The organism is Saprospiraceae bacterium, assembly GCA_016713025.1.
GTDB lineage: Bacteria > Bacteroidota > Bacteroidia > Chitinophagales > Saprospiraceae > OLB9.
In genome coordinates this window covers 1944998-1968636 of the sequence record JADJPZ010000004.1, presented here as the reverse complement: position 1 = coordinate 1968636, position 23639 = coordinate 1944998, and the positions used below count along the sequence as shown (strand labels likewise).

Annotated in this window: 22 protein-coding genes and 2 pseudogenes; 16 read left to right on the top strand and 8 right to left on the bottom strand. The window is 36.6% G+C overall.

Annotated elements, in window-relative coordinates:
• Window positions 1-3: 3 nt before the first annotated feature.
• The 5 genes from IPK35_14710 (at window position 4) to IPK35_14690 (ending at window position 5706) form a co-directional block, all read left to right on the top strand.
• Window positions 4-1644 (top strand): cellulase family glycosylhydrolase, encoded by a 1641-nt coding sequence (locus IPK35_14710; protein ID MBK8054473.1) that lies wholly within the window; start codon window positions 4-6, stop codon window positions 1642-1644.
• A gap of 35 nt (window positions 1645-1679) precedes the next feature.
• Window positions 1680-3299, top strand: coding sequence for an ADP-ribosylglycohydrolase family protein (locus IPK35_14705; GenBank protein MBK8054472.1), 1620 nt, complete (start codon window positions 1680-1682; stop codon window positions 3297-3299).
• Between the two features lie 10 nt (window positions 3300-3309).
• Window positions 3310-4230, top strand: coding sequence for a ribokinase (gene rbsK, locus IPK35_14700; GenBank protein ID MBK8054471.1), 921 nt, complete (start codon window positions 3310-3312; stop codon window positions 4228-4230).
• A gap of 10 nt (window positions 4231-4240) precedes the next feature.
• Window positions 4241-5239 (top strand): multidrug DMT transporter permease, encoded by a 999-nt coding sequence (locus IPK35_14695; GenBank protein ID MBK8054470.1) that lies wholly within the window; start codon window positions 4241-4243, stop codon window positions 5237-5239.
• Window positions 5240-5442: 203 nt separating this feature from the next.
• Window positions 5443-5706, top strand: coding sequence for a hypothetical protein (locus IPK35_14690; protein MBK8054469.1), 264 nt, complete (start codon window positions 5443-5445; stop codon window positions 5704-5706).
• Between the two features lie 22 nt (window positions 5707-5728).
• Here the strand turns inward: IPK35_14690 and IPK35_14685 are convergent, their stop codons facing one another.
• The 3 genes and pseudogenes from IPK35_14685 to IPK35_14675 all read right to left on the bottom strand — a co-directional run bounded on the left by IPK35_14685 (window position 5729) and on the right by IPK35_14675 (window position 8960).
• Window positions 5729-6415 carry a lipoprotein signal peptidase gene (locus tag IPK35_14685; protein MBK8054468.1) on the bottom strand — a complete coding sequence of 229 codons (687 nt, stop codon included), beginning with the start codon at window positions 6413-6415 and terminating at the stop codon, window positions 5729-5731.
• Window positions 6416-6751: 336 nt separating this feature from the next.
• Window positions 6752-7953, bottom strand: a pseudogene (gene kbl, locus IPK35_14680) (glycine C-acetyltransferase).
• 71 nt (window positions 7954-8024) lie between these two features.
• Window positions 8025-8960, bottom strand: coding sequence for an NAD-dependent epimerase/dehydratase family protein (locus IPK35_14675; protein ID MBK8054467.1), 936 nt, complete (start codon window positions 8958-8960; stop codon window positions 8025-8027).
• Window positions 8961-9050: 90 nt separating this feature from the next.
• On the opposite strand from IPK35_14675, the gene IPK35_14670 reads away from it, so the two are divergent.
• Window positions 9051-9593, top strand: coding sequence for a DUF3575 domain-containing protein (locus IPK35_14670; protein MBK8054466.1), 543 nt, complete (start codon window positions 9051-9053; stop codon window positions 9591-9593).
• Window positions 9594-9804: 211 nt separating this feature from the next.
• Here IPK35_14670 and IPK35_14665 read toward each other — a convergent pair whose 3' ends face one another.
• On the bottom strand, window positions 9805-10743 hold the full coding sequence (locus tag IPK35_14665) for a methionyl-tRNA formyltransferase (protein MBK8054465.1): 939 nt from the start codon (window positions 10741-10743) through the stop codon (window positions 9805-9807).
• A 123-nt stretch (window positions 10744-10866) separates the two neighbouring features.
• On the opposite strand from IPK35_14665, the gene IPK35_14660 reads away from it, so the two are divergent.
• The 3 genes and pseudogenes from IPK35_14660 to IPK35_14650 all read left to right on the top strand — a co-directional run bounded on the left by IPK35_14660 (window position 10867) and on the right by IPK35_14650 (window position 14683).
• Window positions 10867-11346 (top strand): reverse transcriptase-like protein, encoded by a 480-nt coding sequence (locus IPK35_14660; protein ID MBK8054464.1) that lies wholly within the window; start codon window positions 10867-10869, stop codon window positions 11344-11346.
• Between the two features lie 14 nt (window positions 11347-11360).
• Window positions 11361-12665 (top strand): alpha/beta hydrolase, encoded by a 1305-nt coding sequence (locus tag IPK35_14655; GenBank protein ID MBK8054463.1) that lies wholly within the window; start codon window positions 11361-11363, stop codon window positions 12663-12665.
• A gap of 108 nt (window positions 12666-12773) precedes the next feature.
• Window positions 12774-14683 (top strand): annotated as a pseudogene (locus IPK35_14650) (peptidase).
• A gap of 72 nt (window positions 14684-14755) precedes the next feature.
• On the opposite strand, the gene IPK35_14645 reads toward IPK35_14650, so the two are convergent.
• A complete protein-coding gene (locus IPK35_14645) occupies window positions 14756-15937 on the bottom strand; it encodes a cytochrome-c peroxidase (GenBank protein MBK8054462.1) in 1182 nt (393 codons plus the stop codon).
• A gap of 344 nt (window positions 15938-16281) precedes the next feature.
• Here IPK35_14645 and IPK35_14640 point away from each other — a divergent pair, with 344 nt between their 5' ends.
• Window positions 16282-17370: an aminotransferase class I/II-fold pyridoxal phosphate-dependent enzyme gene (locus IPK35_14640; GenBank protein ID MBK8054461.1), complete on the top strand. Its 1089-nt coding sequence runs from the start codon at window positions 16282-16284 to the stop codon at window positions 17368-17370.
• Window positions 17371-17443: 73 nt separating this feature from the next.
• Here IPK35_14640 and IPK35_14635 read toward each other — a convergent pair whose 3' ends face one another.
• On the bottom strand, window positions 17444-18679 hold the full coding sequence (locus IPK35_14635; GenBank protein ID MBK8054460.1) for an N-acetylmuramoyl-L-alanine amidase: 1236 nt from the start codon (window positions 18677-18679) through the stop codon (window positions 17444-17446).
• 206 nt (window positions 18680-18885) lie between these two features.
• On the opposite strand from IPK35_14635, the gene IPK35_14630 reads away from it, so the two are divergent.
• Genes IPK35_14630 through IPK35_14605 form a run of 6 tightly spaced genes read left to right on the top strand, consistent with a single transcriptional unit; the run spans window position 18886 to window position 21707 of the window.
• A complete protein-coding gene (locus tag IPK35_14630; GenBank protein ID MBK8054459.1) occupies window positions 18886-19401 on the top strand; it encodes an RNA polymerase sigma factor in 516 nt (171 codons plus the stop codon).
• Window positions 19391-20047: a hypothetical protein gene (locus IPK35_14625; GenBank protein MBK8054458.1), complete on the top strand. Its 657-nt coding sequence runs from the start codon at window positions 19391-19393 to the stop codon at window positions 20045-20047. Before IPK35_14630 ends, IPK35_14625 begins: the two co-directional genes overlap by 11 nt.
• Before the next feature lie 37 nt (window positions 20048-20084).
• Window positions 20085-20594: a DUF4252 domain-containing protein gene (locus IPK35_14620; GenBank protein MBK8054457.1), complete on the top strand. Its 510-nt coding sequence runs from the start codon at window positions 20085-20087 to the stop codon at window positions 20592-20594.
• Window positions 20595-20619: 25 nt separating this feature from the next.
• A complete protein-coding gene (locus tag IPK35_14615) occupies window positions 20620-21162 on the top strand; it encodes a DUF4252 domain-containing protein (GenBank protein MBK8054456.1) in 543 nt (180 codons plus the stop codon).
• A gap of 23 nt (window positions 21163-21185) precedes the next feature.
• The gene (locus IPK35_14610) at window positions 21186-21491 is read left to right on the top strand and encodes a DUF4252 domain-containing protein (GenBank protein ID MBK8054455.1); all 306 of its coding nucleotides are present in this window, start codon (window positions 21186-21188) and stop codon (window positions 21489-21491) included.
• Window positions 21492-21530: 39 nt separating this feature from the next.
• Window positions 21531-21707 (top strand): hypothetical protein, encoded by a 177-nt coding sequence (locus IPK35_14605; protein MBK8054454.1) that lies wholly within the window; start codon window positions 21531-21533, stop codon window positions 21705-21707.
• A gap of 418 nt (window positions 21708-22125) precedes the next feature.
• Here IPK35_14605 and IPK35_14600 read toward each other — a convergent pair whose 3' ends face one another.
• On the bottom strand, window positions 22126-22599 hold the full coding sequence (locus IPK35_14600) for a hypothetical protein (GenBank protein MBK8054453.1): 474 nt from the start codon (window positions 22597-22599) through the stop codon (window positions 22126-22128).
• Between the two features lie 127 nt (window positions 22600-22726).
• A complete protein-coding gene (locus IPK35_14595) occupies window positions 22727-23632 on the bottom strand; it encodes an Rpn family recombination-promoting nuclease/putative transposase (protein MBK8054452.1) in 906 nt (301 codons plus the stop codon).
• Between the last annotated feature and the right edge of the window lie 7 nt (window positions 23633-23639).

The following is a 23639-nucleotide window of genomic DNA, read 5'->3' as shown; positions in this document are numbered from 1 at the left end:
GAGATGAGAAAAGTAGTAATCCTGTTTTTAATAATGCTCACCAGCATTATTACTTTCACCCAAAAAAAACAGGGAAAGGGTATAAGTTTTTTACACACAGCTGGTCAGAATATTGTGAATGAATCCGGTAAGAAAGTCTTCTTAAAGGGAGTTGGATTGGGAAACTGGCTTTTACCTGAAGGATACATGTGGAAGTTTGGAAAACTTGGTGACCGTCCACGCACAATTGAAAAAGTAATTGCAGAATTGATTGGCAAAGAGAAGGCTGGAGAGTTCTGGAAAGTGTACAGGAACAATTATATCACAGAAGATGACATAAAGCGAATTGCCGATTTGGGATTTAATTCAGTACGACCCGCATTAAACTCCAGACTATTTTTAACAGAAGGAGAAAATCCCATTTACGTTGAAGAAGGATTTCTTTTAATGGATAACTTGATTTCATGGTGCAAAAAATATGGAATATATGTAATAATTGACATGCACGGAGCGCCGGGAGGACAAACAGGTGCTAATATTGATGATAGCCCGAATAATTTACCCGAACTTTTTATTGAAAAAAAGTATCAGGATCAGTTGGTTGATCTATGGATTAAAATTGTACAGCGATATAAAGACGAACCTGCTGTTGCTGCTTATGATTTACTGAATGAACCTTTACCAAAAGGATCTGGTGCGGCAGATAAATACAAGCATTTACTAGTCCCACTCTATCAACGAATCACTTCTGAAATACGCAAAATTGATCAGAGGCATATGATTACACTTGAAGGGTTTGATTGGTCAAACGATTGGTCACTTTTTGATAAACCATTCGATAGAAATACTTTTTACCAGTTTCATTATTACTGTTGGGGCAGACCCGATAATTTGAATAGCATAGATGAATATTTAAAAAAGAGAGATGAACTTAACACGCCAATATGGGTAGGAGAAACTGGCGAAAAAGGGAATGCAATTTATTGGGCAACAACACAATTATTTGAAGCGAACAACATTGGTTTTTCTTTTTGGCCTTGGAAAAAATTAGATACCCAAAATACGCCTTACTCAATTAAAAAGCCAGATAATTGGGATTTAATTTCAGAATATACCAAAGGCGGTGCAAAACCGGATGCAGTAATTGCTGAAAAAGCATTGAATGAATTTCTTGAGAATATAAAACTTTCCAACTGCGATTATTTTGAAGATGTATGCAATGCTATATTACCAAGAATCCCCGGAAAAATTGAGGCTGAAAATTATGGACATGATGGGTTTAATCAATCATATTTTGTAAAAGACACTGCAACCAAATCACAGCATTATAGAAAAAACGAACCCGTAAAAATTAATCTCGACAGTAAGGATAAAGAACAATTTTGGTCGGAGCAATCAATTGAACTTCAGCAGTCAGAATGGGTAGTATACAATTTTGAATGTTTAGACAAGAAAAAACATCAATTAACCATCAGGGCCTCTGTTGCTGAAGTGCCTGCAAACTTAATTATTGAGATCAATAGCAAAAAGGTTATCGTTAATGTATTAAGTGAGGATTTTTTAGAGCAGACAGTGGGTAGTTATAAACTGAACAAAGGCAATAATAAAATTAAAATTCTGATCAAGTCTGGTATGTTGAAGCTGGATTGGTTAAGGTTTGATTAAGTTAGAGCTCATTTATAAAATTTAATAATTAGGAAATGAAAAAAATAAATTTATTGGTATTAATTATTATCGGAACGATGTGTTTTATACAGGTCCAATCACAAAGCAAAATTCTTTCAATAAGCAAGCAAAATCTGAAAGATAAAATTGCAGGAGGCTGGGCCGGGAAAATGATTGGGGTCACTTATGGTGCACCCACAGAATTTAGGTTTCAGCAAAAAATAAATAATGATTCTATTAAATGGACACCAGCAGATATTAAAGGCAGTGTTTGGCAGGATGATATTTATGTGCAACTGACTTTCATGATGGCTATGGATAAATATGGCATGGATGCACCGGCGGTCAAATACCAGGAAATGCTGGCAAAGGCAGGATATCATCTTTGGTGTGCCAATATGCAGGCAAGAAAAAATTATTTTGATGGTATTTATCCTCCAATGTCCGGCAATCCGGAGTATAATTTTCGGGCTGACGATATTGACTTTCAGATTGAAGCAGATTACATAGGATTTATGAATCCCGGTATGATACAGAACATCATTAATGAATCTGATAAAATAGGACATATCATGAACTATGGTGATGGAGTTTACGGCGGAATATTTTTAAGTGCGCTTTACAGTGCCGCCTTTTTTGAAAAGGATATCAATAAAATAATTGAAACCGGTCTTTCATCCATTCCTGCTGAAAGCGATTATTCAAGAATTGTAAGAGACGTAATCAAACTGCACCGTTATTATCCCAATAATTGGAAAGCCGCCTGGAAAGAGCTGGATGCAAAATGGGGAGATGTGGACATTAGTGGCGCCGGTTCTCCATTTAATATCGATGCCAAATTAAATGGTGCTTTTATTGTAATGGGGCTATTATATGGAGAAGGTGATGATTATAAAACGCTTGAAATAACTACACGCTGCGGAGCCGATTCAGACTGTAACCCATCAAATGCAATGGCAGTGATTGGTGTAATTAAAGGGTTTGCAAAACTTCCTGTTGAAATGAGGAAAGGTGTGCAGGCCGTCGGGGATTCTGTTTTTATTAATACAACTTATTCATTTAATACTGCTGTGGAAAGTACTTATAACTACGCGTTGAAATTAATACTACAGAATGGTGGAAAAATTAATGGTAATACAATTTCCTGGCCTATGCAGGTTTATAAGCCGGCAACATTTGAGAACTCTTTCCCTAAGGTTGTTTTTGATGGCAAAGCCTCCATTTTCGAAAAAGAAAAATGGAAGTTCAAGGGTAATTGGAATATGTTTAAAGTGAAATCATGGGATGGGGAAAAAGAAACTGAGCAATCAATGTTTTCAAATACGAAGGGAGATGAGCTTGAATTTGAATTTAACGGAACTGGAATTTCATTGATGGGAAACTGGGTAAAAGATGGAGGTCAGGCTGATATCTATCTGGATGGAAAATTTCATAGAAGTATTGATACTTATTATAACTACAGTCAACAGGAGCATCGGAATGTTTCGCTGTGGCATGTGTTTCAGTTAAACCCGGGAAAACATACATTAAAACTGGTCGTTAAGGGGGACAAAAACATTGAATCTTTAAATACAAACGTATACATCACTGAAGCAATTATTTATAAGAGTGAACCAAAGAAAAGTGATGTATATAAATTTTCTTTTGAAAAATAAAAAAATAAAAATGAGGACAAGTAAAATAATAGTTATAGGCAGTGCCAATACCGATATGGTAATAAAAGCAAAGCGAATTCCATTACCGGGTGAAACCATTTTAGGAGGTGACTTTTTTATGAATGCTGGCGGAAAAGGTGCAAACCAGGCAGTTGCTGCTGCCAGATTAGGCGGGGATGTAATATTTGTTGCAAAAGTTGGGAATGATATTTTTGGAAAACAAAGTATTGATGGCTTAAAAAAAGAAAATATCAACACTGATTTTGTTTTTATTGACGAAAAAAATCCATCCGGAACTGCTTTGATTATGGTTAATGAAGAGGGGGAAAATTGTATTCTTGTTGCTCCAGGTGCCAATGCAAATCTTTTGCCAGCGGATATTGAACAGGTTAAGGATATGGATGAAGCAGAAATTATTTTAATGCAATTAGAAATTCCAATGGTAACTATTGCATCAGTTTCAAAAAAGGCAAAGGCTAATCTTCAGAAAGTGATAATTAATCCTGCCCCAGCACAAAACTTATCTGACGAGTTGCTGAATGGTTTATTCCTTATTACACCCAATGAAACGGAAGCAACTTTACTGACTGGCATAAAAGTATGTGATGAAATAACTGCTTCCAGGGCTGCTGAAATATTTTTAACAAAAGGAGTAAAAAATGTTATCATTACTCTTGGAAAACAAGGTGCCTATTTTCAAAACAATACACAAAATTTTAAGGTAAGTGCACCGGTCGTGCAAGCAATAGACTCTACAGCTGCAGGAGATACGTTCAGTGGGGCATTAGTAGTTGCACTCGCTGAAGGAAAAAATTGGGAAAGCGCAGTAAAATTTGCTATTGAAGCTGCTTCCATTTCAGTAACAAAAATGGGGGCGCAATCATCAATACCATTTAAAAATGACATAAATTTACAATTGATAACCATTTAAAACAAACAATATGTATATCGTAGAAAATTATGGATTAGCTATTACGCTTTGTGTAATCACCATGCTATGCTGGGGTAGTTGGGCAAATACTACCAAACTCACCACTAAAACCTGGCGTTTTGAACTCTTTTATTGGGACTATGGTTTTGGAATTTTAATCACTACTCTTCTTCTGGCTTTTACATTGGGAAGTTATGGAAACGAAGGCAGGTCGTTTATGAATGATTTTGGCCAAGCAGATAATAGTAATTTATTTTCTGCTTTTATTGGGGGTGTTACTTTTAATTTAGCCAATATCCTATTAGTAGCTGCAATAGGAATTGCAGGTATGTCAGTAGCTTTTCCTGTAGGTATAGGAATTGCGCTGGTATTAGGTGTAATTGTTAATTATATATCAATTCCTCAGGGTGACCCGATTTTAATTTTTGGAGGTGTCGCTTTAATCACCTTGGCAATAATTCTTAACGCAAGAGCTTATCATAAATTGCAAACAAATTCTGCATCAGTTATTTCTAAAAAAGGGTTGATACTAGCAGTAATAAGCGGCTGTTTAATGGGATTATTTTACAAATATGTCGCGGGTTCAATGGTAACAAATTTTAGTATTCCCGAGGCGGGCAAACTTACTCCTTATACAGCCTTAGTAATTTTTGCTGTGGGTATTGTAATCAGCAGCTTTGTTTTTAATACCATACAAATGAAGCGTCCGTTTAGTGGAACACCCGTTTTGTTTACCGATTATTTCCAAGGTTTAAAAAAAGACCATTTAATTGGAATTTTGGGTGGTGTTATATGGTGTATAGGAATGTCACTTAGCATTATTGCTTCCGGAAAAGCAGGTCCTGCAGTGTCTTATGGCTTAGGGCAAGGGGCAACAGTAGTTGCTGCACTTTGGGGTATTTATGTATGGAAAGAGTTTGATAATGCACCAAAGGGAACCAAACAAATATTGAATATAATGTTGCTTTTATACATAGCAGGTTTAACTTTGATAATACTTTCTAAATAAAAACTGTTGCTAAGACCAGATTTGGTTATTTTAACATAAATATTCAATTAATCAATAAAGCTGCTACTTTGAAAACAAAATATTTTATGATGATCAAGAGTTTTTTACCCTTCCCCTAAAGGTATGCGTTTGATTATCATTGCAGTAGATATAAATATTTTTCTATTCATCTTCATCATAGTCTTTTCGGAGTGGATTTAATAATGGGAAAATTAATAAAATATAGTAAAATATGGTGCAATAAGACAGAAGTTTTACCCCCGAATTGGCTTCGTGCAGGACAGAAAGGTAATCAAGAGATTCCACTCATGGACGAAGGGTATGAATACAGAGTTCCGACAATGATTCTACTAAAAAAAAAAAGGATGGAACACTATTGTAATAAAGGCTCCCATAGGTACTACAAAAAGTACAAGTTGGCATCAACCGATAAAATGGATGTTCACTTTTATACAGGTAACAAATGATTAAAATGATTTTTATTGATTCCTATGTCGTGGGTTCAACATCACTGGTTGTGTCTACATCTGAAAGATCAGAAACAGTTTCTTTGCTGGTTTGCTTTTCTGTGTTGAAAAATCTCCGATGAAATATCAATATCGATGCGACACCGGTAGTGATGGCTGAATCTGCAATATTGAATACTGGTCTGAAGAACTCAAATCTTTCACCACCCCAAAACGGAACCCATTCAGGTAGTATGGTGTCAATCAGTGGGAAATAGAGCATATCCACCACTTTACCTGTTAAAAAATTGCCGTATCCGCCTTCAGGTGGAAACATAGTTGCAAGACCCCCATGAAAATAAGATTCAGAAAATATCAGTCCGTAAAACATGGAGTCTATGATGTTTCCAATAGCGCCAGCAATAATCATACTAAAACTAATAATCAGACCATAGGTCTCATTATGTACCAAAAGATTTTTAAGGATGTAAAACAAAAAGCCTACCATGAGGATCCTAAATATACTCAAAATATATTTACCGGTCAGGCCACCAAAACTTAGACCAAAGGCCATGCCTTCATTTTCGACAAAATGGATTTTAGCCCAACTCAACCCTAAAATATCGAAACCATCACCATAGTGGATATTGGTTTTGATGTATATTTTGAGTACCTGATCTAAAATTAAAATCAGGATGATGGTCAGTAATACTGCTGTGCTTTTTCTCACAAATGAAAATTTAAGAGTGCAAAAGTAAGATTTATTTTATTAAACTTTTCACCTTTTTAGTGGATGATTGTATGGCATATTGCGCTTTTTTGATTGGAACTAGAAAAGAACAGCATTGCAATGGGTGATTCAAGTGTTAATATTTGAAGAATTGGGTGGGTCTTCCCAAATATGTTGATTAAAGCTAAAGGAGAAGATAGGTTTCGAAGATTAAGAGCGGGCCGTCCCTTAAGGGAATGAGGGTCGAGGGGAGGAAATACTGGTGTCTTCTTGGCCACTTCAGAAATCTGGGAAAAGAATAGCATAAGGAATTATTGTCCAATAAGTTATAAACACTCACCGCACAACTCCAAGTTTTCTGCCAACATTATAAAATCCTTCAACTGCTTTGCTAATATGGTGGATCTCATGCCCTGCACTTATCTGAACTCTGATTCTGGCTTTTTCTTTGGGCACGACCGGAAAAAAAAATCCGATAACATATATGCCTTCTTCTAATAGTTGAGAGGCAAACTCCTGAGCCAACCGCGCATCGTACAACATGACCGGTGTGATAGGGTGGGTACCTGGAACGATGTCAAATCCAAGTTTTGTCATTTCACTTCTAAAGTATTCCGTATTTTTCTCCAGCTTATCACGCAGAGCTGTACTTTGACTTAGCAAATCCAGCACTTTAATGGATGCACCGACTATTGCCGGAGCGAGGGTATTGGAAAAAGATAAGGACGGGACTTTTGTCGGAGTAATTCAACGATTTCTTTTTTTGCAGCTGTAAATCCACCACTTGCACCTCCAAGGGCCTTCCCAAAAGTTCCGGTAATGATATCTACTCTGCCAAAAGCGTTATTGTGTTCTGCTGACCCACGACCGGTTTTGCCTACAAATCCGGTTGCATGGCAGTCATCCACCATGACCATAGCCCCATATTTGTCAGCAAGGTCACAGATTTTATCTATCTGTGCTATAATACCATCCATAGAAAAGACTCCATCTGTTGCGATCAAAATCCTCCTGCTGCCAGATTCTGTAGCTTCTTTTAGTTTTGATTCGAGATCATTCATGTCGTTGTTCTCATATCTGTATCTTTTGGCTTTACAGAGTCGGATACCATCGATGATGGATGCATGATTTAAGGCATCTGATATGATCGCATCTTCTTCACCGAGTAATGGTTCGAAAAGACCACCATTGGCATCAAAGGCGGCAGCATAAAGGATGGCATCTTCCTGTCCGACGAATGCAGCAATTTTTTGCTCCAATTCTTTATGAATATCCTGTGTACCGCATATAAAACGAACAGAAGACATTCCAAATCCATGGGAATCAATGGCTTCCTTACCGGCCTTGATCACTTCCGGATGCGACGATAAGCCTAGATAATTATTTGCACAGAAGTTAAGGACTTCGCTTGTTGCAGTGGTCTTGATCACAGCACTTTGTGGTGTTGTAATAATTCGTTCTTTTTTAAACAGACCAGATGATTGCAGATTGTTGAGTTCTGTGGTTATATCGGATATAATTTGATTTTTATTTTTCATTACTAATTAATTTATGTTGGTTCAGGTCATTCACTCATTTTCTCATTCATTCATTCATTCATCTTCTCATGTCATTTTAGATGGTCCAACATATCTTTTGTCATGGAAGTCAGGTCATAATTAGGAGCCCAATTCCAATCGATTCTGGCTACCGAATCATCAATCGTTTCACTCCAGCTTGCGGCGATATCCTGTCTGAAATCCGGCTCATAAGATATTGAAAATTCTGGAATATGCTTTTGGATTTCGGACGCAATTTCTGCAGGAGTAAAACTCATGGCTGCAAGATTGTAACTATATCTTACAGAAATGGTTTCTGACGGAGCTTCCATAAGGTCAATGGTGGCTTTAATGGCATCATCCATGTACATCATTGGTAGCCTTGTATCTTCTTTAAGGAAACAAGTGTATTGTTTATCCTTGAGCGCAGCATGAAAAATTTCTACTGCGTAATCTGTGGTGCCACCTGCAGGTAAGGATTGCCAGCCGATGATACCTGGATACCGTAAAGACCTTACATCAAGTCCATACCTTTTAAAATAATAATTGCACCATAGTTCACCAGTAGCTTTGCTTATCCCATATACTGTGGAAGGTAGCAATGGTACATCCTGGGCGGTTTTGATTCTGGGAGTAGTAGTACCAAAAACTGCAATGGCACTTGCGAAAAAAACTTTCTGCATATTGAACTCACGTGCAAGATCCAACACAGATCGTAGACCATTTAGATTGATATTCCATGTTTTTAATGGATTCCATTCTCCATTTGCAGATAGTATGGCTGCAAGATGATAGATTTGATTGATTCCATGATCTATGATAATTTCTCTGAGTCTCTGAATATTGAGGATATCAAGAAACTCAAATGGCTCGACAGTGACTGATAGTTTGGTAATGTCTGTGGCAAGAACTGCATTCGTTCCATATTTGATTCTAAGCTCTTCGGTCAATACTCTTCCGATTTGACCATTGGCACCTGTGACTAAGATTTTGGGCTCGGGCTTCACGATATGATTTGGTTGGTTGGTCAAATGTAAGATGATTTCTTCATTTGGTAATCAAAAATAAATAAATACATTTGTTGAAAATTTATTTTCATGAAGAGAATTTTAATTATATGTTTATTTTTTATTTACAGCTCCGTCAATGCTCAGGTTAGTTCATCTGAAGGTCGTGGCTCTAAAGCCAACATAAAAACAAATGCTCTTAACTTAATTATGATTCCATCTATTCACTTTGAATACAGGATTGCCCGGAGTTCATCATTACAATTCAATTTTCATCGCGGTCATATTACATTTATTTCTGAACATGACTGGTTGAATGCATCACTGGATTTCAGGAAATATTTCCCTGGACAAAGGATTGATGCAATGACGGGTTGGTATATTTCAGCAGGTTTTGCGTATAAGTATGATTATAATGATGTGATTCTGGATGATTTGGATAATATAGTCAAAAATGGATTAAGTCGCATCGGACCAATAGTAAGATGCGGTTACCAGTTTGGACTTAGTGATGCTTTCACAATGGATTTGGGTATTGGACTTGCGGCACTCCTGGAGACACACAGTTACAAACGCAATCCTGCAGAAGGAGAATATCGGGCAATGTGTGGTATTGGTTACCGATTTAGATAGGCAAACCTGATGGGTGTACCCCAAAATTGCACTATATTATATAATTTTTAAGTTACCAATTTAGTATATTATCATAGTAGTTAAGAGTTATAGGGTGGCTCGTCTCAAGCATAGCTTGACAGTCTCTTCAGTGCCTGCCAAGCTATGCTTGGGAATGAGGAGCAAGCAGTTTAAACAATTTTTGTGAAAAATGGGATACACCCATCCTGATTTAAACATACTCTTGATCCACTTTTTCAGACAATACCTTACATCCGTTGAGATATTCTGATGTGGACATCAATTTTTTACCTTCAGGCTTGAGTTGAAGTACATGGATATAACCATCTGCACATTTTATTTTCAAATTCTTTTTATAATCAGTTATTATCGTTCCGCTTTCCGATGTGTCAGTATTATTCACAATAGTAGCCGACAGAATTTTCATTTCCCTATCGTCTACCCGTATCCATGCTCCGGGATATGGACTCAGACCTCGTATAAAATTGTGAATCTTTCGTGCGGGACTATTAAAATTTATTCGACATGTTTCGTGAAATATTTTTGGGGCATGTGAAGCAAGTTCATCTTTCTGACGGATAAATGTGTAATGGCCATTTTCTATCATTTTTACACTTTCCAGCACTACTTCAGCGCCTATATTTTTCATTTTGTCATGAAGGTGGCCGGCGTTTTCATCATCAGAGATAGGAATCATTCTCTGAATCAATATATCTCCTGTGTCTATTTCGTGTTTTAATTTGAAGCTCGTTACACCGGTTTCCTTTTCCCCATTGATGATGGCGTGGTTGATAGGCGCAGCGCCCCTGTATTTTGGCAGCAGGCTACCATGTAAGTTAAATGTTCCCAAAGGTGGCATATTCCACACTATTTCGGGCAACATTCTGAAAGCTACCACTATCTGTATATCAGCATTAATGTTCTTTAGCGCTTCAATAAATGCTGGTGATTTTAGTTTTTCGGGCTGTAAAACAGGTATTTGTTTTTCAACGGCATATTTTTTTACAGCAGACTCTATGAGCTGTTTGCCCCCACGTCCACCCATACTGTCAGGTGCAGTTACAACGGCAGCGATTTGGTAACCATTTGTGACAAGGATATCAAGTGATGGTACTGCAAACTCAGGCGTACCCATAAAAATGATTTTCATGTGCTCTTTTTAAAGTTTTGCAAAGATAGTGAATAGGTATGTGATGGAGCAACGGAATTTAATTTTTGGCTTATGGAACGTGAATCTCAATTTTATGCGTAACTTTGAATTATTATTGATAGATTGAATACTCATATCAGCATTTATACAGATGGAAGTTGCCATCCACAACATGGTTTAGGCGCTTGGGCTGCGATAATTCTCACTGATAAGGGAAAAACAGTTTTGTCAGGGATAGTCTACAAAACTACACATCAGCGTATGGAATTGACCGCCATCATTAAAAGTCTTGAATTTGTTCAGCAGCAGAGCTCGGATTTAAAAGATATTATTCATATAAATTCAGACAGTCAATACGTGATTGGGTTAAAGTCAAGAGAGGAAAAAATTGTGTCTAACTTGTACTTAAATGTTAAAGGAAATAAAATTGCTAATCAGGATTTGGTTAAAGAATATTTTCTTATCAGCCAGCACTTTTGCATTACATACTCAAAAATAAAAGCACATCAGAAACTGTCAAATGCATCAAAATATAATGTTGATGTCGATAAATTATCCCGAAAACTGATCAGAGAAGCTGTTAAACAGCTATGTCAAGTTTAATCAAACTAGAAATTATGGAAACAGATCAGAACAAACAAAAAAATAAATCTAAAGTGGTTGTGACATTAAGTAAAGGAATACAAGTAGGCGAAAGCATTCTTAATGGTATTGTTGGGGACTATTTGAGTGGAACATCAAATGGACTTTCAATAGACATGCAGTTTTTCAGACATGGAAAGCCCGTAGTATTGGACAAGGATTTTCATGAAAAGTATGATACACCACTGAATCCAAAAATTTGTATATTGGTACATGGACTAATTAATAACGAAACCACCTGGAATTATAAAGAATCGGATGAGATAAATTATGGAAGCTTACTGCAGAATGATTTGAAGTACACACCTTTTTATATACGATACAATACTGGCATACATATTTCTGAAAATGGCAAATTACTTTCACAATTGATAGCATCTTTGATCGCAGTATATCCTGTTCGGGTAAAAGAGATTGTCATGATTGCACATAGTATGGGTGGGCTCGTGGTAAGAAGTGCCTGTCATTATGCACCTTTGCAGAGCGCTGACTGGCATTTGCAAGTCAGCAAATTGATATTTATGGGTACCCCACATCTTGGGGCACCACTGGAAAAATTTGGGAATGCTGTCACATATCTCCTGAAAAAAGTACCAGTATCTTATACTAAACTGACAGGAGACATTATCAACTTGCGAAGTGCTGGTATCAAGGACTTAAGATATGGTTATCTGACTGATGAAGATTGGGAAGGCCATCATCCGGATCAATTACTCAAAAACAATAAAACAATAGTGCCCCTTCTGGATCATGCTGAGTATTTTTTGGTAACAGGAACTTTAAGCAAAGACCCTGAAAGCCTTGCAAGTCAATGGTTTGGTGATGCGATGGTCCTTAAAAGCAGTGCAACTGGCCATTCACGAAATAAACATCATCTGAATTTTAATTTAAAAAACCATAAGGAATTTGCCGGCGTGGCACACCAAAAACTGGTCAATCATCCGGAAGTATATGATCAGATCAGATCTTGGATTTCAAAAAAAAGGAAAACAGCCGGATTTTCACCCGCGGATACCACATCAAATATAAACCAAAGAAAATCATCTCACTTTCCAAAAGTATCAGAAAGTAAAAAATCAAAACTGAGCGGTATCAAGACATTGTCCGCAGACACATTCAAACATAGCATTTCTAAGCTCGAAGAACTAAACGAAAGCAGAATTACATATAAAATACTGAATCACATACCATTAGTCAATATATTCAGTAAAGAAATTGAGAACACTCAGGTACAATTGACCGCCAAGATGTTGCGTTCATTAAAGAAATTAGTAACATAATTTTGATTTTATAATACTAATGATCGGTTCTGCTTTAAGTTATTATGCCATCTTAAGTGAATATTTCTTCTTTTCATTATATTTGAGCTTTTCAAATTTAAGATTAAAATGAAATTACTTGTATTTCTTTTCTCGGTCATGTTTTGTTATTCCGGTTTTGCTCAGGATCCTTTGTACTATAAAGCACCTTTGTTTCCGGAACAAAACAGCAAGACAAAATTTTATACTATCAAAGGTGAAAGGCATGGGCCATCTTTTTTCAAAAAAGATAGTTTTCCGGAAGTAGAATATAAACCAACAGAAAAACTGACTTTTGATATCTATCATACGCCGGATGTGATGTATCACTGGTATAGAAAATGGGCAAAAGAGTATCCTGATATTACTGATCTTTATGAAGTAGCAAGATCGTATGAAGGGCGCCCGATTTTACAGATGACCATAACCAATAAAAAGACCGGAAAACATACAGATAAACCGGCAGCCTATTTTGAGGGAGGAAGGCATGGTGGCGAAGTGACGTCTTCAGAATCAGTGTTGTGGCTGACCAAACACATATTAGAAAACTATGGAAAAGATACTGAGATAACCAAACTGATTGACACCAAAACTATCTATGTCAGGCCCCAGAATAATCCGGATGGCACCAATATGTATTTGTTTTCAGCACAAAGCAACAGAAGTACTGTGAGACCTCATGATACGGACAGGGATGGATTGCTGGACGAAGATACGAGTGAAGATCTGAACGATGATGGCATTATCCACATGATGAGAAAAAAAGCGATAACGCCGAAGGAGAAAGAAAAAGCCAATTATATCATAGATAAAAGGATTTCAGGAGACCGACTCATGAAGCAGGTATTGGAAGGTAAAGGTGATTATATTCTTTATTCAGAGGGATTGATAATGATGGTGATGAGAAGTATAACGAAGACGGTATCGGGGGATTGGACCTTCATAGAAATTATCCTGAAAACTGGCGACCTGACACTGGCGGTGACGAAACTGAAAGGGGCTATGTTCAGTTTGGGTCTGGTGAGTATCCGCTTAGTGAAATTGAAACCAAATCTGCCTTCTTGTGGTTTATTTCGCACCCCAATATTTCAGTAGTCAACTCTCTGGACACCAGAGTGCCGATGCATCTCAGACCACCGTCCACATCATCATCTGAAGAATCTATGTTTCCCAAAGACAGGAAGATATATGAATATTATGATTCTTTGGGGTTATCCATTACCGGCTACCCTTGGGCAGGCGATGTGTATAATGTCTATCATACCCGCAGAAAATTCAACAATGTCACAGGTGATCCTAATAAACCAACACCACTTTTTGGCCACGGTCCGGATTTTGGGTATTTTTATTATGGCGCCATTTGGTACGGTGATGAATTGTGGAATAATGGGGCGATGAAAGATTACAATGGTGACGGAGATTACGATGATTATGATGCTATCATGTGGGATGATGAAGCTAATAGTTCCAAAGGATTTAAGCCATGGTCAAAATTCAATCATCCCCAACTCGGTGAAGTGGAAATAGGAGGTTTTCATCCAAAGTTTTTCTCACAAAACGGACCAACCTGGCAGTTGGAACGATGGATTAAGAAGCAATCTTTGTTTAATCTCAGAATGGCAATGGATCTGCCCCAGATAGAACTAAAAGAAACAAAAGTAAGTAAAAAAGATAGTATCTATGAAGTCTATGTTTCCTGGACAAATACAGGAAAACTTCCCGTTGCACTTGATCAGGCCAAGAGGGTGAAAATCGTTCAGGAGGATAGGGTAGTACTCGATTTTGAAAAAGACTTGCTCAAAGGATTTGATAAAGCAAGTGTGACCATAAAAGTACCATCAACTCACGATAAAACCATTTTTGCAGGATATACGGAACCGGGCCAATCGAAATCTGCCATTTTTAGAGTGAAAGTCAATAAAAAAGAACCAGTGAAAGGCAAACTAAAATTACTATCCACTCGCGGCGGATATATTGAAAAGGAAATTGTGTTCGATTGATGGTTCTAATGCCTTAGAGTATGTTTAAACATGCCACTTTGAAACAAATGATAAAAGTTTAAAATACACTTACTATTGTTTGAAAGGGTTGCTCCATTTTGGATCTGAAATCATCTCCGAATCAGTCAATGTCTTAAGAAATGCAACTAAAGCTTTTTTCTCCAGATGAGTTAGATTAAGTTGTTTTACATTTCCTTTTCCGTCAGTAAATTTTGAATCCAGATCCCTGTGCTGCTTTACACCTGAGCTGTAATGTTCTACTACTTCTTCGAGGGTTTTGAATCTGCCATCATGCATATAGGGTTTGGTAAGATCTATATTTCTGAGACTTGGAATTTTAAATTTACCATTATTTAAACCTTTATCTTTATATTCCAGATCCAAACCTATATTGGTTGCCCCGCGAAGATCCTGACCTGAAAAACCTCCGCCATAAGGATCTCCCGGACCATCTAAGGCACTGAAGTTATTTCCGCCATGACAAGTTGAGCACTTTGCCCGATCACTATGGAAGATGTCATTACCAAGTCTTTCAAGTTCGGAAAGATTAGCAAAGTTATTATTCAATCCCTGGTCAAATCTTGATCTGTTGGAAGTGATGGAACCCACAAATTGGGATAGTGCTGTAGATATTCTTTCCGGAGTCACTTTTTCGTTGCCAAAAGCTTTATTGAAAAGCGGTTTGTAATAGGCTGTATTTTCCAATTTTTCAATCAGTCGGTTTATATTTTCCATACCCATTTCTATATGGTTTTGAACTGGTTGGAGTGATAAATCATGAAGTGTTTTTGATCTTGAATCCCAGAACAAATTGTTTTGGACAATTGGATTGGTGATCCCCATGCTATTTCTTTCTGTGATTCTTCCTTCAAAACCAGTGCTAAACTGAAGTCCGTCTGCGAAACCTTTGTCCTGATGGTGACAACTTCCACATGAAATCGTGTTGTTCAATGATAATTTTGTATCATAAAAGAGTACTCTTCCAAGTGTAGCTACCCATGGTTTTATAGTCATTGTGCTCACAGGTTCAAAAACAAATTGACCATCTATCATCACAGGTTGACCGTTGCTAAATTTTATATTTCTGTTGGTAGCCCCTGAAGGGTTTGTACCTTTTGGGAGCCTTAGTCCATCATAAGCAAATGGTTCTGCAGGCAAAATTGGTTTAAGCTCTTCTCCGGATACAGTGGTATTATCAGCACAAGAGTAAAGCAGGCCAACCATAAGGCAAATAATAAAAATAAGTCTAGTCATTGATATAGATTTTTAAAATTATTAATCTGTTTACAAAAGTAACGCAATTATTGTGAATTTGTGATGTAAAAAAGTCGGATTAACAAAATAATTATTTGGGAACTCTTGAAAATGTCATCTCAAATATTTTGTATTAATACAATTTGCCGTAAGTATAGAACAAATGTGGTTCAAGTTTTTTCATCATTGATGGAGATTATTTTAAACAATGATACACCTATTCTTATGGGTAATCAAACTGTTTGCTAACAATTTTTAAAATTTTCTGAGTTTGATGTGTTCAAAAAATCTGTTTATGTAAACTTATTTTACCTTTGAGTCATTAAAATCCGATTGCATAAAGTTTGACCAACCAAAAAACATTTACATCATCTTTACCGGGAAGAACCATCCAGATGGATCAGCAGAAATACCTGTATTTCAGTGGCACGTCATATCTTGGCATAGGACGTCAGCCAGCATTTCAAACTATGTTGCTCGAAGGGTTTGAAAAGTATGGGACGATCTACTCCGCTTCTCGTCATAATAATGTGCAACTGGCTATTTATGATGAAGCAGAAGACTATTTTGCTTATATCAACCAGGCTGAGGGCGCAGTCACTGTTTCATCAGGATTGCTTGCGGGCCAATTGGTGATGAGCATGTTGGAAGGGTCCAAAGTGATTTATGCTCCGGGTGTACATCCCGCTTTGTGGGAGCATGCCGCTATTCATTATGATTTTCTGGATTCTGTCGATTTTAGCAATAGTATTGCTGATCGTGCTGCTGAAATTCCTGGAAAGGTGTTGATTTGTGCCAATACCATCGATCCATTAACGTGCCAACCTATCTCATTTGATTGGGTAAAAGAATTGTCGGATAATCAAGATATTACTCTCGTTTTTGATGATTCCCATGCATTTGGTATCAAGTCATATGAACAGGCCTTTTCCGGATCCTTTCATGGCAAAGGATCGTACAGTTTTCTGAGGTCATTGGTTCCTGCTCATATAAAATTGATAGTTATCTCTTCTATGGCAAAAGCGTCAGGTATACCGGGAGGTATCATTTTTTCTGACAACACCACGATCCGGGCCATCAAATCAATGCCATTGTTTTCAGGCGCTACTCCGATTGTACCGGCATATCTTTATGCTTTTTTACATACTAAGTCAATGTACGATCAGGCACACCAGTGGTTGATGCTTAATATCGGCTTTTTTATGGAATACAATAGTGGCATCCTGAATCAATTCAGATACATCAGCTATTATCCTGTATTTTATACAACAAGGAATGAACTGTATCCCAAACTAATGGATGAAAAGATTTTGATCTCCAGTTTTGCATATCCCGATCCGGAGGCACCACCCATCACGCGCATAGTCATCAGTGCTCTACATACTGAAGAAGATATAAAAGCCCTGAATGAGAGTTTGAAAAGATGTACGTAAGATTCCCAGTACGTAGTCGGAAATATCAAATGATCAAAGCCCTATTTAATCATTCACAGGCTTTCTGACTCCTTCAAAAAAGCCAATTGGCCAAAGCTTGTCTATTGGTGTTGATGATGAGTCTTTTTTGATCAGAAGTATTGCGGATATTGGCCAATTCAACAAACAACAAATCCGGTTTCAGGTTTCTGACCATGTATATACCTCTATCCTCAACAAATCCTTTATATCCTCTGTCTTTTTGATGTTGGTCATATTTTGAAGCGAATACGTCCTGAGTATTTTCTGCCATTTTTTTACTTCCCGGATTATTTTTATTATAGTAGAAAAAAACATCTTGCCTTGTTCCTTTGCTTCTTGAGTCCACATGTATTTCTATTGCTTTCTGCACTTTTACTCCATTTTTCTTGTATTTTTTATAAAGATGATTGACTTCATCTACTCTGTCCTGAAGTCTTCTCTTTTGTGATAACGGTATCAAATCTTCGCCCATTAGTTTTTCATCATTATCACAAGCAAGGTATTGTTCGTCTCTGATACCATCGTTTTTATCCTGCACTATCATATGAACAGTTGCTCCGTGCTGCATCAGATCTCTTGCCAGCCTTAACGCTACATCATAAGCATACTCATCTTCACACATTTTGGAAGGACAGTCAGTGCATACAGCTCCGGGATCAGGACCTCCATGTCCGCTGATGATATAATATACCTGACCGGATAGAGTTAAATCTTCTACATGAACAATGTCATATCCAGGACCCATGAGTGGAACAAAAATCTCTCTTATTCCTGTTCTTTTCATTTCAGTTGCCGTGGGTATGATAGCGTTTGATTCCGATTTTTTATCAGCTACTATTAGGTCTTTATTTGTGGCACCTTCAGATTCAACAAGATCTTTGTCTTGTTCGCAATTGTATTCAGCAAAAGGCACCCAAAGTTTTCCATTTTCTTTATAGTTTTTGTCCCTAATTCCCACTTTAAGAAGATCACTGTTGAGCTTTTCTATCTTTTTAGCAATATTCAGATCATGGATACCTGCGGAGGTACGGATGTTTTTACCATTGTACTCTACTATCTTAAGAGGAAGTTTATATACTTTACCTGCTGATATTTTATTTGGGTTTTTTAATTTATTGATATTCTTGAATGCATCAATATTACAAAGGTGAGGTGTGAGTAAATGTCTTTTGAGAAGTTTTTCAATATTTTCTCCTTTTTTGACTCGGGCTACTGCATGATTTGAAGCCGAAAGAACACCAGGAAGTAATAATAGGAAAGCTGTGATATATACAAAATATCGTAACATAAAAATCGGTTTTTGAATTCAATGCCACAAATATACATATTATAATTTAATTTAATATGTATAAAGTGAAATTTTTAATTCAATGTAACGAATAAATGAAAATTTATAGTATTTTAGCACACTTCAGGAGGCAAAATACAACCAATTTCAAAAAATATTATGATTTTTGTAACATTTTATAATACAAAGCCGTCATCCCCATGTCAATGAACGAAAATAAAATGAATGCCCTTAATTTGCCATTTAAAGATAAATTGTATCGATTTGCTTTAAACATTGTGGGTAATACATTTGATGCTGAAGATATCATGCAGGAATTGATGATAAAAATATGGAACAGGATGGAGCAATACAATGCCATAGACAATAAAGAAGCTTGGTGTATGACTGTAACCAGAAATCTGGCCATAGATAAAACCAGAAATAAAAAAGTAAAGACTAATGATATTTCTGATTATCAGCATCTGCGAGATGACGATATGACACAGGATCGCAAAATTGAAATAGAAGAGCGTTTTGGAAATATCATGAATCTGGTCAATCAATTGCCTGAAAAACAAAGGGAAATCGTCCATCTCAGAGATGTGGAAGGATACACCTATCATGAGATTGCTGAAATGACGGAGACCACGCTTGATTTTGTGAAGGTTAGCCTCCACAGAGCACGCAAGACACTCAAAGAACAATTGTTAAAAAGAAACATAAAAGGGTATGAGGCCTGATATAAATTTATTGTTAGAGAAATACTGGGAATGCAATACTTCCATCGACGAAGAATATGAATTAAAATCATATTTCAGAGCCGGTGATATCAGTGACGAACACCTTCCTTTCGTAGATTTATTCAGCTGGATGGATGATCGGGCTTCGGTCAAAATGGATTATACCCTTGATATGGATGAAGTGTTAAACAGGTATTGGGAGGGAGAGACCACATTGAGAGAAGAAGAAATGATCAAGGCATATTTCAAAAGTGGAAATGTGGCTGAAAATCATACGGAGTATAGTGATTTATTTCACTATTTTGATGAACAAAAAAATGTGACTTTCCCTGTAAATCATAATCTACCGGCAAAAGAAGCAATAAATACGGATGTAAAAGAGACAAAAATATTTTCAATCAGAAAGATTCTTTTGGCAGTGGCTGCTGTATCAGTATTGGTTTTTAGTGCCGTCAATGTATTTCAGATCATCAATGATAATAGTCACAAGCAACAAACAGCAGAGATCATCGAGATAGAAGATCCTGATGAAGCACTAAGAGTGACCAGAGAAGCCTTGGCACTTGTTTCAACCAAGTTCAGAGAGAGTCAGGAAACCGTTAGGAAAAATATGGAACCGTTGGAAAAAGCGGCCATTTTTAAATAAAATCATATTAATTAACCATTTTAAATTTTAATGACACATGAAAAGCATTTTTTCATTAGCGATAGCTATGTTTTTTACTCTGGCAGGCTTTGCGCAAACAGATGCCATAGAGCGATTTTTTAAAGATTATCAGGATGACGAAAACTTCACAATCGTATACGTCAGCCCTAAAATGTTTCAGATGGTCAGCAAAGTGACTGATGGCAGTGATGACAAAGAGCTTTCTGAAATAGTCAAGGACTTAAAAGGTTTGAGAATCCTTACTTCCAAGGTCAATCCGGAAAAAGTCTATGCTGATGCCAACAAACGACTGAATATCAAAGAATACGAGGAACTGGTGACTGTGAGAGACAAAGGTTCGAATGTAAGATTTGTAACTAAAGAAGCTAATGGTACTATCAATGAGTTGTTACTCCTTGTAGGCGGTAAAACTGAGTTTGTGATGATGAGTTTTGTAGGAAACATCGACCTGAACAAAATTGCAAAACTTGCGAAAAAATTGGATATAGATGGAGCTGAGCATCTTGATAAAGTCAAGAAGAAATAATTTCAAACTCACAAAGCGTACAAAAATGAAACACATAATTCTATTCATTATGTTGTTGTTGATGATTCCTGCGATATCAAATGGGCAATCATCAGTTAAGTCAGTAGTCAATCAACTTAAAAAAACAGATGGGTACGAAGGATTCTATGTACCCGGATGGGTGATCAGAATGGGGATAAAATTGATACCTAAAAAGGATTTAGATCAGAAAACAATAGGACTGCTGGACATTGCCAAAGGTATAAGACACATCAGAGTCGCCACAACAAAACTCGACTTAACCAAGTACAATACTGCGGCTATCGTTAAAGGCTTTGCCAGTAAGATTAAAAACAAGGACAGGTTTGAAGAGTATGTCAGCGTGCGGTCAGAAGACACTAACCTCAATATTCTGGTGAAGGAACATGACGATGTGATCACCAATCTGCTCATCATGAGCGAGGATCAGGGAGAAATTTCTTTCATTCATTTAAAAACGGATCTGAGTGTGGATGATCTTAAAAAAATCTCCTTCAGGCAATTGAAAGACGAAAGCAGCAAACTCAAATCATCCGAAAAATCAATTTAAATTCAACAAAATTTATCCATAACATGAATTCAAAAATCTTTTCAACAATCTTATGTTTTGTTTTTTCTGTTGTCATTTACGGACAAAAAAACATTGACCAGGTACTAAGAAAATACAAAAATGACGAAGGTGTGGTCAATATGAATTTTACCGGAGAAATACTTAAAATGATCAATGCATCAGACAAAAAGATACAAAGTACTGTTGATCTTGTAGATATTATTGTCTTTAAGAATACTGAAGATATCGACAATGATGATAAAAAAGCCATACAAACTGTATTGACAAGAGATAAATTTGATCTTTTGGTTGACGTAAAAAACAAATAACAGAAAGTAAAACTTTATGCTCTGGACTCCGGTACATATTTGAACAAAATATATGCTCAGATACATTCACCTGATATGAATGCCTACTTTATCCTATCGGGAAAAATCATCTTTAATGAGTTGGCAAAACTTGGCATGGACTTTCAGAGTGGCGATGCTTTAAAGATTCTTGATCGAGGTAAGTCAAAAAGTGAAAGAAGAAATACTAAAAAATGATCTTGGTATACAAATATGTAGACAATTGAACCCTATTCATCTATATTTATTCTTTCTTATAAACACCGGCTCCCGCAAGGTGCCATTTGGAGTAATTGATGCATATTGTACTTAGCTATTCCGCAGAGGTGAGACCAAGAAATCAAATATTCTCCTACTTCTACATCTTTGGTAGGCTTTGGAATATGAAGTGTTTGCTTTATTAATTTGTATGGTGGACTAAGTCAGCTTTCTTTCAGCAAAAATGTATCTGATATCATCGATTTGGCAAGTGGGCAACCAATAAGGGATAAAATCAGATGCATTTTTTAAATAAAACTCCGTACTGTTGATCCCGTCAGGAAATCATATCAAAGTCAGTGGTCTGTCTTTGATCCACGGAAGTACTTTATGAAAGCTATAAAATGTTAAGTTAGCTTTACTGCCTTAAATCCATAAAAAGAAAACCCAAAAAACCTAATACAATGATAAGCGCATAAATGCCTAAAAGGATCGCTGTAAAAAAACCCATAAATTTAAACATGGATTTTTGAGCACCAAAGGCTTGGGTAAGTAAAGTTGAATCATTTGTGCCAAGTGCTTTTTTAGTAAGATTAGAAAATCCATACAATTTCCAAATAGGATAAGCATAGATTCCAGCTAAAATAAGATAAACAAATCCGAGACCCGCACCCATTCCTCCCAAGTTGCCCAACTCGGGAGAAAGAGAACTAATACTTCCTATTGACACCATCATAATAATCCCAATCAGCACTATAATACCCATCATCACCATGCCAACAATTGATAAAAATTTCGCCCATTTTGCGGTTTCCTTCAAGTGTGAAACAGCAGTACTATCCAATTGTAATTCTGACGGAGTTGTACGTCCAATATTGTCTATTCCTTCCATTTTAAAGTAAATTTAAAATTGTTTGAATTGTTTGTTTTATTTAAATGCCGTTAAAATTACAAAATATGGATAAAAACTAAATTTAAAGATGATTTACATTTTAAAGAAAACATATATCCATTTGATATTAAGCTTTCGCATTTTCTTTCAAGATTTTTATAACTTCGTCCTCAGTCAAATGTGTGATATTTGCTATGACAGGAATGGAAATTTTATTTTCAAAACAATTAATTACAATTTCGATTTGCTTTTTAAGCTCTCCTTCCTGTCTTCCTTCTTGTCTTCCTTCTTGTCTTCCTTGTGCTATACCTTTGGCTTCTGCATCTGCTATAAGCGTCCTTTCAGTGCGTATACTATCCCAATATTTATCATAAGCTTCCAACTCCGATTTGGTATAAGCACTTTCTTTAGTAAGTTCGAGTGCTTCTGCTATTTCAGGTACGGTTTTTAATTCCTTGAGCAATTGTTGGTCTATCATTTCTTGTCCATTTTCTATCTCAGACATATAACGCATCCACAGTACGAAGAGTTTCATGACTGTAATGTTTTTAAGTTTGAATTTGGGTATTTCAATAAAAATTAGCTGTAGGCCATCAATAATTTTATTCTGATCTTCAGTGTGTACTAATCTGTAATGATGATAGTAAGACGGAGAGTCTTTATCAAATATTTCATTGACCAAACTCAAGGCATAAACTGGTTTTAATCCTTGATACTCTACACCTTTGTCCAATTGTCTTACATAAGCTTTTGATGCATTAAATAATACCCTACTCTTGAAACTATCTGTCCACAACATCTGCATTTCCACGATAAACTGCCTCCCTTGATTGTCCACACATCGAACATCCACAATAGAATTTTTGATTACAGGTATTTCCGGAACTAATTCAGGGGGAAGATATTTTATACTCTTTATGATTTGGCCTTCTTCCAATGGCAACGTTGCATTCAAAAAACTCAAAAGTATATGGGCATGACCACCAAACACCTTTTTAAACACCAAATCATTTTTTGGATCTAAATATCTCATATTTGAT

What these genes read in the sequence shown, in the direction of transcription:
- IPK35_14695 (MBK8054470.1), top strand. Translation starts at nt 4,241, where the DNA reads ATGTATATCGTAGAAAATTATGGATTAGCTATTACGCTTTGTGTAATC.
- IPK35_14635 (MBK8054460.1), bottom strand. Translation starts at nt 18,679, where the DNA reads ATGTTACGATATTTTGTATATATCACAGCTTTCCTATTATTACTTCCT.
- IPK35_14610 (MBK8054455.1), top strand. Translation starts at nt 21,186, where the DNA reads ATGAATTCAAAAATCTTTTCAACAATCTTATGTTTTGTTTTTTCTGTT.
- IPK35_14710 (MBK8054473.1), top strand. Translation starts at nt 4, where the DNA reads ATGAGAAAAGTAGTAATCCTGTTTTTAATAATGCTCACCAGCATTATT.
- IPK35_14655 (MBK8054463.1), top strand. Translation starts at nt 11,361, where the DNA reads ATGGAAACAGATCAGAACAAACAAAAAAATAAATCTAAAGTGGTTGTG.
- IPK35_14600 (MBK8054453.1), bottom strand. Translation starts at nt 22,599, where the DNA reads ATGGAAGGAATAGACAATATTGGACGTACAACTCCGTCAGAATTACAA.
- IPK35_14645 (MBK8054462.1), bottom strand. Translation starts at nt 15,937, where the DNA reads ATGACTAGACTTATTTTTATTATTTGCCTTATGGTTGGCCTGCTTTAC.
- IPK35_14595 (MBK8054452.1), bottom strand. Translation starts at nt 23,632, where the DNA reads ATGAGATATTTAGATCCAAAAAATGATTTGGTGTTTAAAAAGGTGTTT.
- IPK35_14690 (MBK8054469.1), top strand. Translation starts at nt 5,443, where the DNA reads ATGGGAAAATTAATAAAATATAGTAAAATATGGTGCAATAAGACAGAA.
- IPK35_14705 (MBK8054472.1), top strand. Translation starts at nt 1,680, where the DNA reads ATGAAAAAAATAAATTTATTGGTATTAATTATTATCGGAACGATGTGT.
- IPK35_14665 (MBK8054465.1), bottom strand. Translation starts at nt 10,743, where the DNA reads ATGAAAATCATTTTTATGGGTACGCCTGAGTTTGCAGTACCATCACTT.
- IPK35_14630 (MBK8054459.1), top strand. Translation starts at nt 18,886, where the DNA reads ATGAACGAAAATAAAATGAATGCCCTTAATTTGCCATTTAAAGATAAA.
- IPK35_14620 (MBK8054457.1), top strand. Translation starts at nt 20,085, where the DNA reads ATGAAAAGCATTTTTTCATTAGCGATAGCTATGTTTTTTACTCTGGCA.
- IPK35_14625 (MBK8054458.1), top strand. Translation starts at nt 19,391, where the DNA reads ATGAGGCCTGATATAAATTTATTGTTAGAGAAATACTGGGAATGCAAT.
- IPK35_14670 (MBK8054466.1), top strand. Translation starts at nt 9,051, where the DNA reads ATGAAGAGAATTTTAATTATATGTTTATTTTTTATTTACAGCTCCGTC.
- IPK35_14615 (MBK8054456.1), top strand. Translation starts at nt 20,620, where the DNA reads ATGAAACACATAATTCTATTCATTATGTTGTTGTTGATGATTCCTGCG.
- rbsK (MBK8054471.1), top strand. Translation starts at nt 3,310, where the DNA reads ATGAGGACAAGTAAAATAATAGTTATAGGCAGTGCCAATACCGATATG.